The 14,067-nt window shown below is 55.5% G+C and carries 10 protein-coding genes and 1 pseudogene; 6 read left to right on the top strand and 5 right to left on the bottom strand.

The features are described 5' to 3' along the window. Positions 1-121 precede the first annotated feature (121 nt). Positions 122-610 (bottom strand): Lrp/AsnC family transcriptional regulator, encoded by a 489-nt coding sequence (locus HNO82_RS12405; protein ID WP_008333095.1) that lies wholly within the window; start codon positions 608-610, stop codon positions 122-124. A gap of 211 nt (positions 611-821) precedes the next feature. On the opposite strand from HNO82_RS12405, the gene glmS reads away from it, so the two are divergent. Next, positions 822-2,639 (top strand): glutamine--fructose-6-phosphate transaminase (isomerizing), encoded by a 1,818-nt coding sequence (glmS, locus tag HNO82_RS12400; RefSeq protein WP_008333096.1) that lies wholly within the window; start codon positions 822-824, stop codon positions 2,637-2,639. Between the two features lie 985 nt (positions 2,640-3,624). Here glmS and HNO82_RS12395 read toward each other — a convergent pair. The 3 genes from HNO82_RS12395 to HNO82_RS12385 all read right to left on the bottom strand — a co-directional run bounded on the left by HNO82_RS12395 (position 3,625) and on the right by HNO82_RS12385 (position 6,980). Further along, positions 3,625-5,340, bottom strand: a complete 1,716-nt coding sequence (locus HNO82_RS12395) for a hypothetical protein (protein ID WP_175343938.1) — start codon at positions 5,338-5,340, stop codon at positions 3,625-3,627. Positions 5,341-5,977: 637 nt separating this feature from the next. Then, the gene (locus HNO82_RS12390; protein WP_175343937.1) at positions 5,978-6,484 is read right to left on the bottom strand and encodes an AbrB/MazE/SpoVT family DNA-binding domain-containing protein; all 507 of its coding nucleotides are present in this window, start codon (positions 6,482-6,484) and stop codon (positions 5,978-5,980) included. A gap of 31 nt (positions 6,485-6,515) precedes the next feature. Then, on the bottom strand, positions 6,516-6,980 hold the full coding sequence (locus HNO82_RS12385; RefSeq protein WP_175343936.1) for a hypothetical protein: 465 nt from the start codon (positions 6,978-6,980) through the stop codon (positions 6,516-6,518). 250 nt (positions 6,981-7,230) lie between these two features. Here HNO82_RS12385 and HNO82_RS12380 point away from each other — a divergent pair, with 250 nt between their 5' ends. The 3 genes and pseudogenes from HNO82_RS12380 to HNO82_RS12370 form a co-directional block, all read left to right on the top strand. Next, on the top strand, positions 7,231-7,602 hold the full coding sequence (locus tag HNO82_RS12380; RefSeq protein ID WP_249776988.1) for a hypothetical protein: 372 nt from the start codon (positions 7,231-7,233) through the stop codon (positions 7,600-7,602). A gap of 199 nt (positions 7,603-7,801) precedes the next feature. After that, positions 7,802-8,929, top strand: coding sequence for a hypothetical protein (locus HNO82_RS12375; RefSeq protein WP_175343935.1), 1,128 nt, complete (start codon positions 7,802-7,804; stop codon positions 8,927-8,929). Between the two features lie 365 nt (positions 8,930-9,294). Further along, positions 9,295-9,601: pseudogene (locus HNO82_RS12370) on the top strand (transposase); the annotation flags it as partial. Between the two features lie 89 nt (positions 9,602-9,690). Here the strand turns inward: HNO82_RS12370 and HNO82_RS12365 are convergent. Beyond that, positions 9,691-10,656, bottom strand: a complete 966-nt coding sequence (locus HNO82_RS12365; RefSeq protein WP_175343934.1) for a LysR family transcriptional regulator — start codon at positions 10,654-10,656, stop codon at positions 9,691-9,693. 178 nt (positions 10,657-10,834) lie between these two features. Here HNO82_RS12365 and mdlC point away from each other — a divergent pair, with 178 nt between their 5' ends. After that, on the top strand, positions 10,835-12,433 hold the full coding sequence (gene mdlC / locus HNO82_RS12360; protein ID WP_175343933.1) for a benzoylformate decarboxylase: 1,599 nt from the start codon (positions 10,835-10,837) through the stop codon (positions 12,431-12,433). A gap of 86 nt (positions 12,434-12,519) precedes the next feature. Then, on the top strand, positions 12,520-13,971 hold the full coding sequence (locus tag HNO82_RS12355) for an aldehyde dehydrogenase (protein ID WP_175343932.1): 1,452 nt from the start codon (positions 12,520-12,522) through the stop codon (positions 13,969-13,971). The last annotated feature ends 96 nt before the right edge of the window (positions 13,972-14,067 follow it).

Genomic DNA, 14,067 nt, shown 5'->3' with positions numbered 1-14,067 from the left:
GTGGATAACGCCAACTGAGGGGTGGTTTTAGGGCGATATGAAGGAAAAATCCCGGAAATACGCTGCTTCCTGACTTGCCCACAAGCCCGGACGGCCGATACCTGAAGGTATCGGCCGTTTTTCATGGGGCGGCGCCGAGCTCGAGGGGGATGGCGGTCTCGAACTTGCTGCGGTGGATGGAGAAGTAGCTGCGCACGTTGCGCACATTGCGCTGCGAAGCGAAGAGCCGATGCGCCAGGGCGTGATAGGCGGGCATGTCGCGCACCAGCACCACCAGCACGAAATCCGGCCCCGGCGACACCCGGTAACACTGCTGTACCGCCGCCTCCCCGGCCACCAGCGCTTCGAAGGCCTGCTGTTCTTCCTCGCCCTGGCGGTCCAGCGTGATTTCCACCAGCGCCGTGAGCGTGGCAGAAACCTGAGCCGGATCCAGCAAGGCCACCTGGCGCGCGATCACCCCCGCCTCCACCAACCGCTTGACCCGACGCAGGCAGGTCGGCGGCGAGGCATGCACCTGCGCAGCCAACTCCTGGTTGGTCTGGCTGGCATCGCTCTGCAAGGCTTGCAGAATACGGCGGTCGAGATCGTCCAGATCGAGGGGTGCTTTCATGGGCGCATAGGAAAACTTGTGAATTTGCCTGGCATTGCCTGAGTACAAGCCAGCACACATGACATATAAATTCAAAAAACTTACATGAATTTAATAATATTTCATCAGCAAGCAATGAAGCAATAATAATTCAAAACTCTAATTTTTTAGAAATCTTATTTCACATTGCCTCGCCTAATATGCAGGCACATCTTTTCCAGCGAGGTATTCCATGTGCGGCATCGTCGGCGCGGTAGCGCAGCAAAACGTCACTCCCATTCTGCTCGAGGGCCTCAAGCGCCTTGAATATCGGGGTTATGACTCCTGCGGCGTGGCGCTGCACGTGGATGGCAAGCTGCAGCGTTCGCGCAGCACGTCACGGGTAGCCGAGTTGCAGCAGCAGGTGGCGCAGAGCGGGCTGTCCGGTTTCACCGGCATCGCTCATACCCGCTGGGCCACCCATGGTGCTCCGGCCACGCACAATGCGCACCCGCACTTCTCGCGCGACCGCATTGCGCTGGTGCACAACGGCATCATCGAGAACCATGACGAGCTGCGTGCCGAACTGCAGGCTGCCGGTTACGTCTTCGAGAGCCAGACCGATACCGAGGTGATCGCCCATCTGGTCGATCACATGTATGACGGCGATCTTTTCCAGACCGTGCAGCAGGCCGTGCGTCGCCTGACCGGTGCTTACGCCATTGCGGTTTTCTGCGCGGATGAGCCGCATCGTGTGGTAGCGGCGCGCCAGGGTTCGCCGCTGATCGTGGGCGTGGGTGAAGGACAGAACTTCGTGGCCTCGGACGCGATGGCGCTGGCCGGCACGACCGACCAGATCATCTATCTTGAGGAAGGCGACGTAGTGGACCTGCAGTTGCAGAGGGTGTGGATCGTCGATGCGGCTGGCCGTTCGGCCGAGCGTGAGGTGCGCACCGTACAGGCCTACACCAGCGCGGTCGAACTGGGACCGTATCAGCACTACATGCAGAAGGAAATCTTCGAGCAGCCGCGCGCCATCGCCGACACGCTGGAGGGGGTGGTCGGCATCATGCCCGAGCTGTTTGGCGACAAGGCCTACAAGGTCTTCAAGGAAGTGGATTCGATCCTGATTCTGGCCTGTGGCACCAGCTATTACGCCGGGCTGACGGCCAAGTACTGGCTGGAATCGATCGCGAAGATCCCGGTCAACGTCGAGATTGCCAGCGAATATCGTTACCGGGACAGCGTACCCAATCCGAAGTCGCTGGTGGTGACCATCTCGCAGAGCGGCGAGACGGCCGACACGCTGGCGGCCTTGAAGCATGCGCGTGGCCTGGGCATGCAGCATACGCTGACCATTTGCAATGTGGCCACCAGTGCCATGGTGCGCGAATGCGAACTGGCCTACATCACCCGTGCCGGTGTGGAAGTGGGCGTGGCCTCGACCAAGGCGTTCACCACGCAGCTGGCGGCGCTGTTCCTGCTGACGCTGGCGCTGGCACAGACGCGCGGCCTGCTCAGTGAAGCGCAGGAGGCCGAGCACCTCAAGGCCATGCGCCACCTTCCGGCGGCGCTGCAGAGCGTCCTGGCGCTGGAGCCCTCCATCGTCGCCTGGGCCGAAGCCTTTGCGCGCCGCGAGAATGCGCTGTTCCTGGGACGTGGCCTGCATTACCCGATCGCCCTGGAAGGTGCGCTCAAGCTCAAGGAGATCACTTACATCCACGCTGAAGCTTATGCCGCGGGCGAACTCAAGCATGGTCCGCTGGCGCTGGTGACGGACCAGATGCCGGTGGTGACCATTGCCCCCAATGATGCGCTGGTGGAGAAGCTCAAGTCCAACATGCAGGAAGTACGGGCGCGTGGCGGTCAGCTGTATGTGTTTGCCGATGGCGATTCGCGCATCACCTCGGCAGAAGGTCTGCACGTGATCCGCATGCCGGAGCACTATGGCGTGCTCTCGCCGATTCTGCACGTGGTGCCGTTGCAGTTGCTGTCGTATCACACGGCATTGGCCAGGGGGACGGATGTGGACAAGCCGCGCAATTTGGCTAAGTCGGTGACGGTGGAGTGAGGGTGTTTTGCGATTCCTGACTACTGTTTCATACAATTATAGTCAGAGACATGCAATTAAAGTCTGAGACATGTAATTAAAGTCTGGGACAAGTTTTTCGTGCAGCTCTAGGATTGAAAATCCTTGTGTCGGTGGTTCGATTCCGCCCCGGGCCACCAAGAATGTCCCAAGCAAAAACGCCAGCCCTCGCCGGTTGGCGTTTTTCATTTCCGGGACTGAAAATCCTTAGCTCCGGTCTATTCCTGGTGCCGGCAAATTTAATCTGCCACCACAAATAGCCAAGGCGATGGCCAAGCACGCCTCGCACACCACCGCCCGCGAAATTAAGTCCATGAATATTTTGGAAGCCAATCGCAGGCCCCGAAAAAGTCAATTTCAACCGCAGCCTCATAGTGCTTCGGAAGTCACCCTTTAGACTGCATTACCGAAACCAGCTTCTGACCATAGAAAACCATATTAATGCTCACAATTTGATGGTCTTCGATCACCTGATAGGCAAACACGTCAGTGAATTCCCCATGAATTGGGTACTTTTCAAGGTCCCGAATGGTATAAGCCTCTATCGTCCTCAGCCTTTCAGTTGGCCGAGCAAGGTCTGTTAGAGCGAGTCCCAGCAAAGCTACCGTGGAATACCAAATACAAGCCGGTAGCAGAAACGCACGCTGAAGTAAGAGCCAAGCTGCTATCGTTCGCCCCAGCAAAGCGACAGTGATAAAAAGGGGCTGCGTTGAATCAGGTACCTATGCGCCTACTCAAATGCTAGCGCCTGTTGTAGTAAATGAAGAGTCCTGTCTCGCTCTTTATTCTTGAGCGATTCCCAATAACTTTGAGCGAATTTGAATTACAACAACCTCTCGTAAAACTGGATCGCGATGCCCTCTTTGAGGTCGGTTCTGTGGCGGCCCCGTCAATTCGAAGCGGCAAAGAAAGGGCGAAGCTGCCACTTTCTTTGCATGCGCCCAAAATCACGAGTCTCGGCCTCTTACTATTGGCCAAATGCAGCCACGGAACCTTTCTTGCTTGAACTTCTAAATCTAGAAGCCACGTAGCGACGCACAGAGCTCTTGATAAACCTTTTAACGGGCTTCCAGAAGAAACCTTGGATGGCGTACTGCACAGGGAGAATCGTCCAATACATTCCAAAAAGAGACAAATCTGAATCAGCTGATGCACGCAGAAAATTAATAATTGCCGACATTACTACAATCGGAACGCACCAATAAATGGCCATCACGCTTTTGGAAACTCGCTGCGCTCTCCGCAAGATAGGCAAATTAGTTTCACGACGTTTGAAACGCAACTCCTGATTTTTATGAGCTCGCTCCCGATCTTCTCGTTCCGCCTCATACGCTATCATCTTGAGCCGGGTCTTTTCGCGCTCCTCTGCAATATGATCGACAGCTAACTGCAAATCCTCTTTTGCCTTTCGTCCTGCCTCAGCCTCAGCCATAAGGGTAGCGTGCTCTGCCACTGCGTTGCTCACAAAGTCATCGCTGGCAAGAAACTCAACATCTAAGTTTTCGTCAGTAACATCTTCAGGCCTCTTCATCTTGTTCATGAGATCGGCAACAACATAGCCCAAGGTCTCTTGATCCATGCGTGTTCGTACATCTTTTTGCTGTCTTTGCAGCAATTGATATTCATCTGAAACTTTGCTCCCCAATTGAGCAGAAAGAACCAGCCTGGTACGTGCAACAACGTCAAACGAAGTTGGAATGCTTCCTGAGTTGAAGCCCTTATTCAACTTCAGCCACAGACGCTCTGTCATGTAGTCAAGGTCCGTGGAGAATGAAACCACACCAGGCTGCATGTGGCCAAGACCTTGAGAAAATGCCGCCGCACGCACGACACTTTTATCCGATAAAAATATATGGCCTACGGCTTCGAGGTGTGTCTTACTGTCCCCCCTTCGCAAGTAATTTATTCGAGTGAACTGCTGGAGCGCCTGATGAATTCTCACTTCATCCGCCGATAATTCAACTTTCAAAACCTTAATAAGGTCAGCACTTTCCACGTTGAAATTAGGTGGATCGTAAAAATCTCTAGCGTTGTCCGGTGTTATCTTTAGCCGAGTTAGCTCCTGTTTAAACATTGCTTGTTTACCTAGTACATGGGTGCCGTTTGCGCACCCATTTACTATGGTCGTCATAGCTTGCTTCCCGGGCTCCGGTCGGCCACCTTTATCAACGATCAGTCGGGCTGCTTCAAAATAATTCAAAACTTCTCTATATGTCGCGTCGAAATAGCGAAGCAGAACCTTTCCCGATGACGACTTTTCAGCCTTTTTATTTAACTCGCCAACGAGAGTATGGAAATCTTTGAACAGCTGCTGGCGAAGTGATCCGTGATAGCCCACGGCGCTAAAAAGAATCTCAGTATCTAGGTAAATATTCAGGTCTCGTGGAAGCTTTTCGCTGGATGTCTCCGCTGAATAGCGCAAACCATCCACAATAATTAGCCCCTGCCTTGCAAGTTCCAGCCGTTCTTTTGCAGCGAAATCCTTTTCCATCGCCAAAATGAAATGCCCAATTAACGGGAAATTATCATTCTGGCGGGGAACCCCCTTCAAGTGAGAAAAGAAATCATCAATCAGGGTTGCTCTTTGCTGCTCAGAGAGGCTTTGTTTCCGTAAGGCCTCTGCATGCTCAACAAGTTTTTCTGTTAGTACAGTATTGTCCGAACGCGCATCGTCTAAGCGCATTTGTAGATCAGGATTCGCATCAAAAGCTATAGTCCTGTGCCACGTATTTTGCCGAGGGTCTCCCGACCTCTCGATCTGCGTCTTCATTTTCTGTTTGACGCACCGCCTGACAACCGCTTCGGGAATATCGAACCCAAAGTCTGCCCTTAAAAGACGAGTGCACTCTGAAAGTGGGAACGAATGCAGATTGTTGAGAGTTATCGTTGCCGAAATAAATCGTGCTAGTACGTCGTACTGGTCAAGCGATTCCGAATACAGCCCCCGAAAAACAGCCGCTGATGCTAACAACCGTTGATTGTCCATATTACTTATTCTTAATAGCTCCATAAGCACCTCGCTGTGTTGCAACAGTATTGGTAAGTACCGAATAGTCCCCCATGAACATGTATCGGCTACGAATGGATTACTTGATTTTGAGTTAACAATACTACTACAACGGACGGCAAAACATCGATCACAGTGGGCAAGCGCGTCGGCTCACGCTGCCACACTTCCATTCACGTTCAACAGCCGGTATTCAGTAGGTGATTCCCCGAAAGCATTGGTCCTCCTCAGCGTGGCAATGAGCGAGTCCACATCAGCATAGTCGAATTGGCTCGACCACTGCGCCATCTTGACCAGGCAGCGGACGAACCCGTCAGGATTCTGTCTCCCTGTAAGCGCCCGTACCGTGCGCAACAGCCCGGCCTGCGGTGGTCATCAGTATGTTGGGAGGCCGTTTTCCCAGTAGCGCACAAATGATGGCGTGAAGTTCGGCTAATGCCTTCTCTGCCCCGACGGAAAGAGAGATGGCAGCGGCTTGGCCAAGAAGGACTTTGAGAGCCCATGCACCAGAGGTATAGAGCAGTACGATGAGGTGGATTTCGACACCGATTGCTGATGCCCGATGGTCATCTTCGGGTCCAAGTCTTTCGAGCAACATGCGGGCCTGGCTGGCGAGCTCATGTGCGTCGGTATTTGGCATTGAGGTAGTGAAGAGCAGATCGGGCGTTGATTGGGGCATTTGCGCCGTGCGCAAAATGAAAGCAGCCCCATCACCCTGGATGATGCTGCTTCGAGTACCCGCCTTCCAGCCACGGGCACGCCGAATGTCCTTCGGGATGGTTACTTGCCCGTGTTTATTGATGATTGCAACATAGGCCATATAGCTCCCCCACGCTTTCCTGCAGGCCCGGCTATGCCTGGTCCGGCTTCAGTTCGGCAATTCTCCCCCCGGCGATAGCTCGGCGGATTTCTTCTTCTGTGCGCGGGGGCGTCGAGGTCAAGTCCGCGAGTGAGACCTGTAGCTTGGTTGATTCGGGATCGCCGGGATTCATTCCCTCCCCTGTCGTTAAGCTGGCTTGGGTACGGAAACGTTCCACAGCAATCTGGACCTGAGTTTTGACTAGCGACTCGTTCGCCGGCCCGACGGGACCTTCCCTCATATGCCTCAACACCTCCTTGTCGAAGATGTCGAGCTCGAAGCCCAACTTCTCCAGGAGAACCATGAGCTCCTTTACCGAGTAATCGCCGGCGCCGTCCAGGATACGCGCGACGGTGCCTTCGACCAGCCCTAGTTCCGAGTCCTGAGGGGAGTAGCTGAAGCCGTACTGGCTCAGTTCATATCGCAGAAAGTTGGAGATGTCTTCGAGGGACTTCATGGTGGTGTCTGGTGGCGATTCGAATGACTAAGGCAGCCAGTTTATGGTTAGCGTGAAGAGAATTGGTAGCAAGGCGCCGTTAATTGAGTCCTGGGAATTTAGTGCTCGATTTAAGGTGCATCAGACTAAGCGGATGTACACCCAGTTCTTCCCAACGGCTAACGAGCAATTGGCCCGCGATTGCCTAACAGCAATTCACCGCTATAATTCCCACGGGGTAATAATTAATTAAAATCGAAAGGGGAAGTGCATGCAATTGCATCCAGTGCTCAGCAAAACATTTGGGGGGCTGAACAGCCGCTATTACTTCAGGCAGTTCGTTTTCGGCCTGATTTTCCCCGTCATGGTCTATTTTGCGTCAACGAGCGGTAACCATCCGTTTCCACTGAAGCTCATTCCATTCTTCATAATCTGCACGCTTCTGTATCCGTACGCCCGCTTCGTCTACGAAAGCATCGTGTCCTTCATCATGGGAGACAACGTCTTCTATGTGAATGCCATCCTGATGTTGGCTGTGAAGGTCATTATGATGAGTGTTTGCTGGTCTCTGTCGCCGGTCATCGCGCCTATTGGCCTGCTTTATCTCTACTTCCACCACAGCCGCTCTGAGCGGGCAAGATAAAAAAATGGGGGCCACGATGGCTCCCAAATTACTTGAGCATAAGTTCTGGCGGCAGACAGTTCGAAGTTAATACAAAAAGCAACGCTCAGAACGAAGTTCAATCATCCTCTCAATAAGATGCTCGATCCAGATATCGGAACTACCCGACCGAAGATACCAATCTGATGCATCTGATTCGCAACCAAATCAAGGAATTGATATGTGGACGTCGACCGCAGAAGCAGACCTTAAATCTGCATTTGATGATGCGATAAAAAATGCCTACGGCAGTGGACTGAATGGTGAACTAGAAAATCTGGCAGAGCTATTTTCTCCAGCTGCTCTGTATGCCTACAAAACATCGCTCCTCAAGGGCCTTGATAATCAGAGTGATGCGGCTGTCGATTTAGCTTGGATCGACAAACGGCCAGTGGCGTATAGAGCAAAGGTAAACGCCTCGCCGATAGCTGATGAGGTGATAAAGCCGGGATGTGAACTCGGCGATATGCTGCTCATTGCAAATACTTATGGACCTGATGGTACGTTGCAAAAATCTCAGGCGTGCATTCTCGAAGTGAAACAGGCAAATGCGGTACCGATACCAGCAGTTCCCGTTTTTCCAAACGAAGATAGCACTAGAAATCAATTTAAAATTCTTGAGAGCTGGCCGAAGCTGTATGGAATAAAAAAGACTGGCAGTAACAATGATTATTTAGTTAAGGCAGTCAATACATGGCCAAACTCCCCTAAGAATGGAGGTGTTCGCGCACAGGCATGGTACGTTGCCGTTCTGTCTCATGGAACACCACTTGGAACCTTGAAGTCGCCCTGGATGGCAGCTCCTGCGGTCTCGGGAGAACCATTTGATAAGTACACACTAGGCGAAATATTCTCTGCTTGTGCTCAAGGTATATCTCTTAAAACCAGTATTGGGGACATCCAGGTTGGCCGTGAATTCGAACGAAAGAACTATGCTTCTGCAAGTAACTGGAATGCTGTGATTAACTCAATCATCCACACCACGCAGGCATATGACCTCCCCAAATCACTCTTTCCGTCCGACGAATTAAGTAGATATTTCTGGGGCTATCGTGCTCGCGGTAGTTGGATGTGGGGAGCGATTGGTTTAGCCTTACCTTCCACAGAATTCACTACAGGTGTGGTCACCGGCCTTGCCATAAGCGCGGCAGCATTCATGGCGCTGAGACTTTATAAATGGGTGCAAGATAGACAAGACCACGAGCGCCGACTTGAAGATTGGGAAGCACAGAAGGCAGATCGCTTCTGGATATTGTCTTTTAATGTGAAACTCAGCCGCCCTCTCGACGAGGTCTCACGGCCAGACTAACTGTCGATTTCGAAGTAGGTAGCTATATCTACGCTCAAACCCGCATGGCATTGGGAAAAGAAAGGCTTTCATTTCCCAGATTTCGAAATGTGTAAATTTTGCGGAAAGGCATGCCCAATAAATGGCTTTCCTTTTTTGAAAATCAAGCGGGATAAGGGATTGCGGGCAGCTTTTCAGAAAAGGAAAGCTTTTCATTTCTGCTTAACACTACAATGAATAAAGTTGGTCGGGATTTAATGCCGCTGCGCCCCAAAATTAAAAGCCACCTAATACAGGTGGCTTTTCTTTTGCCCACCGCCACAACGGAGATCTCAGAAAGTTTGCCGTCTCCTAAAGAGTTGAAAGAAGTCCTCCCTGAGTATTGAATGGACTTGTACAACGGCGAGATCGTGTCGTATCAGTCAAGCCGTTCACCTCAGTTCCAGACGGTCGACAGCATGCTCAGGAAGGCCATCTCGACCTTGAAGGGGACTGCGCCCCATGCTGCACTCGGATCAGGGATGGCAATATCAGATGCACACTTACCGCCGCACCTTGGCCGACAACGGCATTACGCAGAGCATGTCGCGTAGCGGAAACTGCCTGGATAATGCGGCCATGGAACGCTTCTTCGGCACGCTTAAGTCAGAGTGTTTTTACCTGGTTCGCTTCTCCAGCATCGAGCAGTTACAGATCGAGTCACCGTACATCGCTCACTCATCATGGAACGAATTTGCGGATTTGCATTGAAAACTGACTCATTGAGAGTGCCATCGCAGGGATCACCGCGAAGAATAGTGCGGTGAAACGTTATCTGCAGAGCTGGGATGAGGACCAAAAGACTGCAAGGAACCCGCGAGATTGCGCAATTCGTCCAGCAAGCGGGTCGCTGGTGTGGGCAGTATCCCTTGGCGGCGTCGAAATGCCATCAAGGTCCGAGGGGCTTTCAGTCCCTCCACCGGCAGCGCATCAATCAGGCCGGCCTTGCGTTCCGTATCGAACATGGGGCCGGACATCCAGCCCACGAATCCGCAGCGTGCTACCAGGCTCTTGAGTACCGTGACGGAACGCGATTCCACTGCGATCTCAGGCATCGGCAATCCAGCCTTCGCAAACGTTTCCTTCAAATGCAGATAAGGTCCTGTGCCAGCAGGAGTCAATGCCCATCGCAGCTCAAGGGTTTCGGCCAGGGTGATCTTGTCTTTGCCCCGCAGGGGATGATCGTTTCCTGCCACCACGTAGCTCAGGTCTGTCCAGCAGCAGTCCGCGATCGCTGCCACGCCATCGGTTTCCATGCCCGACGTGCCTAGTGCCAGGTCGATCTCGTGGGTCAGCAAGCCCTCTGCCAGACGATCCCAAACGCCTTCGATGATTTCCACGCGCAGGTTGGGCCATTTTTCCAGTACACCGGCCACAGCCAGTGGCAGTACCAGACTGGCAATGCTCCCCACCGCGCCGACCTTGATGACGCCCTTGCTCAAACCACGCAGGGCATCCAGTTCGTCGCGCGCCTGCTTGGCTTCCCGTTGCAAGGAAAGTGCGTGCGGCAGCAGCGCCTGTCCAAGCTGTGTCAGGTGCATGCCGGTGGTGTGACGTTCAAACAGGACGCCGCCAACGGATTCCTCGAGACGCTTGATGGCGCGACTCAAGGCCGGTTGGGTCAGGCCAAGCACGTGCGCCGCTCGCCCCAGGCTACCGGCACCGACGATGGCACAGAACATTTCCAGTTGCTGCAGATTGAAGCTCAATGATTTCTCCCGATGATGGTGCTGGCTGAGCATTTCGGCGCTTGCGTGAGATGAGTCAGCACATTACCAAAGGTTATGACTTTTATCCAATTTGGCAATTTTCAAAGAGATGATTGCGTCACATACTCCACCCGAATCACTTTCCACCCAAGTCACAAGATCTTCCATAGGACTTCACATGCAGGCGCCCCAATCACCTGGAATCACAGTTCGCGACGCCGTCCTCGATCTGATGCGTCGCCTGGACATGACCTCCGTCTTTGCCAATCCGGGCTCAACTGAACTGCCCATGTTCCGGGACTTCCCGGCCGATTTCCGATACGTGCTGGGCTTGCAGGAAGCAGTGGTGGTCGGCATGGCCGATGGGTATGCCCAAGCCAGCGGCAAGGCCGCCCTGGTCAATTTGCATTCGGCGGCGGGCGTCGGCAATGCCATGGGCAACATCTTCACCGCCTTCCGCAATCGCACTCCGCTCATCATCACTGCCGGCCAGCAGGCGCGCTCCATCCTGCCATTCGATCCGTTCCTGGCCGCCTCGCACGCCACCGAACTTCCCAAGCCCTACGTCAAGTGGAGTATCGAGCCCGCGCGCGCCGCCGACGTTCCGCGTGCACTTGCCCGGGCCTACCACATTGCCATGCAGGAACCGCGTGGTCCGGTGTTCGTTTCCATTCCCGTGGATGACTGGGATCAGCCTGGGGAGTTGCTCGAGGCCACCGAAGTCACCACGCGCAGCCGCCCGGAGCCTGAGGCCATCGCTGCCCTCGCCACCGCCCTGCACCGCAGTGAGCGTCCGGCCATCGTCGTCGGTTCGGAGCTGGACCGTGCCGGGGCTTGGGAGGAGGTGCTTCGTCTGGCCGAGACCTCCAACGCACGCGTGTTTGTTGCGCCCATGTCCTCGCGTTGCAGCTTCCCGGAAGACCACCACCTGTTCGCTGGATTCCTGCCGGCCATGCGCGAGAAGATCGTGCAATTGCTCAACGGCCATGACCTGATTTTCGTAGCCGGCGCTCCGGCCTTCACCTATCACGTCGAAGGCAGTGGGCCGCATCTGCCACCCGGTGCGCAGCTGTACCAATTGATTGATGATCCGGTGACGGCTTCCTGGACGCCGTCCGGGACCGCCATCGTCGGCAATATCCAGCTGGGATTGCAAGACCTGTTGGCGCAGCTGCTGAAGCATCCGCCGGCCGCTCGTCCGCTGCCACCTGCGCGTGCTGCGCGTCCCCGCGCCGAGCCGGAGACACCGATGTCAGCGGCCTTTGCAATGCAGACCCTCGCTGAGGTGCGCGCAGCAGAGGATATCGTCGTGGAGGAAGCGCCAGGATCTCGTCCGACCATGCAGGCCTATCTGCCCTTTACACGCCCGGGAACCTTCTACACCATGGCCAGCGGCGGTCTTGGCTATGGCATGCCGGCGGCGGTGGGGGTTGCCCTGGCCAGGCCGCAGCAACGCGTCATCGGGCTGATCGGGGATGGTTCTGCCATGTACTCGCCGCAAGCCATCTACAGCGCTGTGCAGCTGCGTCTTCCTCTCACCTTCGTGATCATCAACAACAGGCGCTACGCCGCCCTGCAGGACTTCGCGCCGGTTTTCGGCTTCGGTGCCGGCGACGTGGTCCAAGGGACTGATCTTCCCGGCCTCGACTTCGTTGCACTGGCGCAGTCGATGGGATGCAAAGGGGTGCGTGTGAGTGAGCCCGGCGAGCTGGCCGCTGCACTGCAGATGGCGATATCGTCGAAGGAACCCCGTCTGGTGGAAGTCGTGGTGCGCTGATTGTTTTCGTTAGGATTCTGCTTGGTTGCAAATCGATACTAATGCCCTGGCAGCGAGAAAGAAGCTAGAAACAACAGGAGGAGACTATGAAAGAAGTTGACATGCTGATCAACGGCCAGCGCCGTCCAGCCACTGGCGGTGCTTGCTTCGAGCGGCGCAACCCGCTCGATGAGAGCGTTGCCTCGCGAGCACCGGCGGCGACCGTCGCGGATGCACAATCGGCCGTTCGCGCTGCTGCTGAGGCTTTCCCGGCCTGGGCAGCGATGGGGCCCGGAGAACGCCGCGGCCTGCTCGCCCGTGCGGCTGATGCGCTGCAAGCCCGCGCAGACGCCTTTGCGGAGGCCATGGCCTCCGAGACCGGTGCGTCTCATCACTGGGCGGCTTTCAACGTGCATCTGGCCGCCGACGGCCTGCGCGAAGCCGCAGCGATGACGACCCAGATCGCGGGGCAGCTCATTCCCTCCGATGTCCCAGGCAACCTCGCCATGGGTGTTCGCCAGGCGGCCGGCGTCGTATTGGGTATCGCCCCCTGGAATGCCCCCGTCATCCTGGGCGTGCGTGCGGTCGCACTTCCGCTGGCCTGCGGCAATACCGTGATCTTCAAGGGATCTGAAATCTGCCCGGCCACGCATGGCCTCATCATTGACGCATTCCAGGATGCCGGATTGCCGCCTGGCGTGGTGAACTTCATCACCAACGCGCCGGAAGATGCCGGCAAAATTGTTGAAGCCATCATCGCTGATCCGGCAGTGCGACGTGTCAATTTTACGGGCTCCACGCGCGTGGGCCGCATCATCGCCGGCCAATGCGCCAAGTACCTCAAGCCATCCGTGCTGGAGCTGGGGGGCAAGGCACCTTTCATCGTGCTGCACGATGCGGACATCGAGGCTGCGGTGCAGGCAGCGGCCTTCGGTGCCTTCGCCAATTCCGGACAGATCTGCATGTCCACCGAGCGCATCATCGTCGACGAACGTGTGGCCGATGACTTTGTCGCCCGCCTGGTAGCCAAGGCGCGCAGCCTTCCGCTGGGTGATCCCCGCCAAGGGCCGGTCGTGCTGGGTTCGGTCGTCGACCGGGCAACCGTGCAGCGCTGCAACGCGCTGATCGATGATGCCCTTGCCAAGGGAGCACGGCTGGTGTGCGGCGGCAAGGCCGAGAGCACGCTCATGCCGGCCACGCTGCTGGACCATGTCACAGCGCAGATGGACATCTACCACGAGGAGTCCTTCGGTCCGGTCAAGCCCATCGTGCGGGTCAAGGATGACGATGCCGCCATTGCATGTGCCAACGACAATGAATATGGCCTCTCGGCCGCACTGTTCAGCCGTGATATCGCCCGCGCACTGAACCTGGTACGCCGTATCGAGTCCGGGATCTGCCACATCAACGGAGCGACCGTGCATGACGAGGCGCATATGCCCTTCGGCGGCGTGAAGTCCAGTGGCTTCGGTCATTTTGGCGGTAGCGCCGGGGTGGCCGAATTCACTGATCTGCGTTGGATCACGGTTCAAACCTCGCAGCGCCAGTATCCGTTCTGAGAGGGTTCGCTGCACGCGGGGCGGTACGCCGTCCGGCGTTGCCAATCATTATAAAAACAATCGCCAATGCGGGCCGAAAATGACCGGACCCGTGCG

Source organism: Herbaspirillum sp. C9C3, from assembly GCF_013359625.1.
Taxonomy (GTDB): domain Bacteria; phylum Pseudomonadota; class Gammaproteobacteria; order Burkholderiales; family Burkholderiaceae_D; genus Herbaspirillum.
The sequence above is the reverse complement of the archived record's forward strand: the minus strand, read 5'-3'. Positions and strand labels throughout refer to the sequence as shown.

Bases quoted from the DNA above. Each gene is read 5' to 3' on its own strand.
- HNO82_RS12405 (WP_008333095.1), bottom strand. From the start codon at position 610: ATGAAAGCACCCCTCGATCTGGACGATCTCGACCGCCGTATTCTGCAA.
- HNO82_RS12390 (WP_175343937.1), bottom strand. From the start codon at position 6,484: ATGGCCTATGTTGCAATCATCAATAAACACGGGCAAGTAACCATCCCG.
- HNO82_RS12380 (WP_249776988.1), top strand. From the start codon at position 7,231: ATGCAATTGCATCCAGTGCTCAGCAAAACATTTGGGGGGCTGAACAGC.
- glmS (WP_008333096.1), top strand. From the start codon at position 822: ATGTGCGGCATCGTCGGCGCGGTAGCGCAGCAAAACGTCACTCCCATT.
- HNO82_RS12395 (WP_175343938.1), bottom strand. From the start codon at position 5,340: ATGCGCTTAGACGATGCGCGTTCGGACAATACTGTACTAACAGAAAAA.
- HNO82_RS12375 (WP_175343935.1), top strand. From the start codon at position 7,802: ATGTGGACGTCGACCGCAGAAGCAGACCTTAAATCTGCATTTGATGAT.
- HNO82_RS12385 (WP_175343936.1), bottom strand. From the start codon at position 6,980: ATGAAGTCCCTCGAAGACATCTCCAACTTTCTGCGATATGAACTGAGC.
- mdlC (WP_175343933.1), top strand. From the start codon at position 10,835: ATGCAGGCGCCCCAATCACCTGGAATCACAGTTCGCGACGCCGTCCTC.
- HNO82_RS12355 (WP_175343932.1), top strand. From the start codon at position 12,520: ATGAAAGAAGTTGACATGCTGATCAACGGCCAGCGCCGTCCAGCCACT.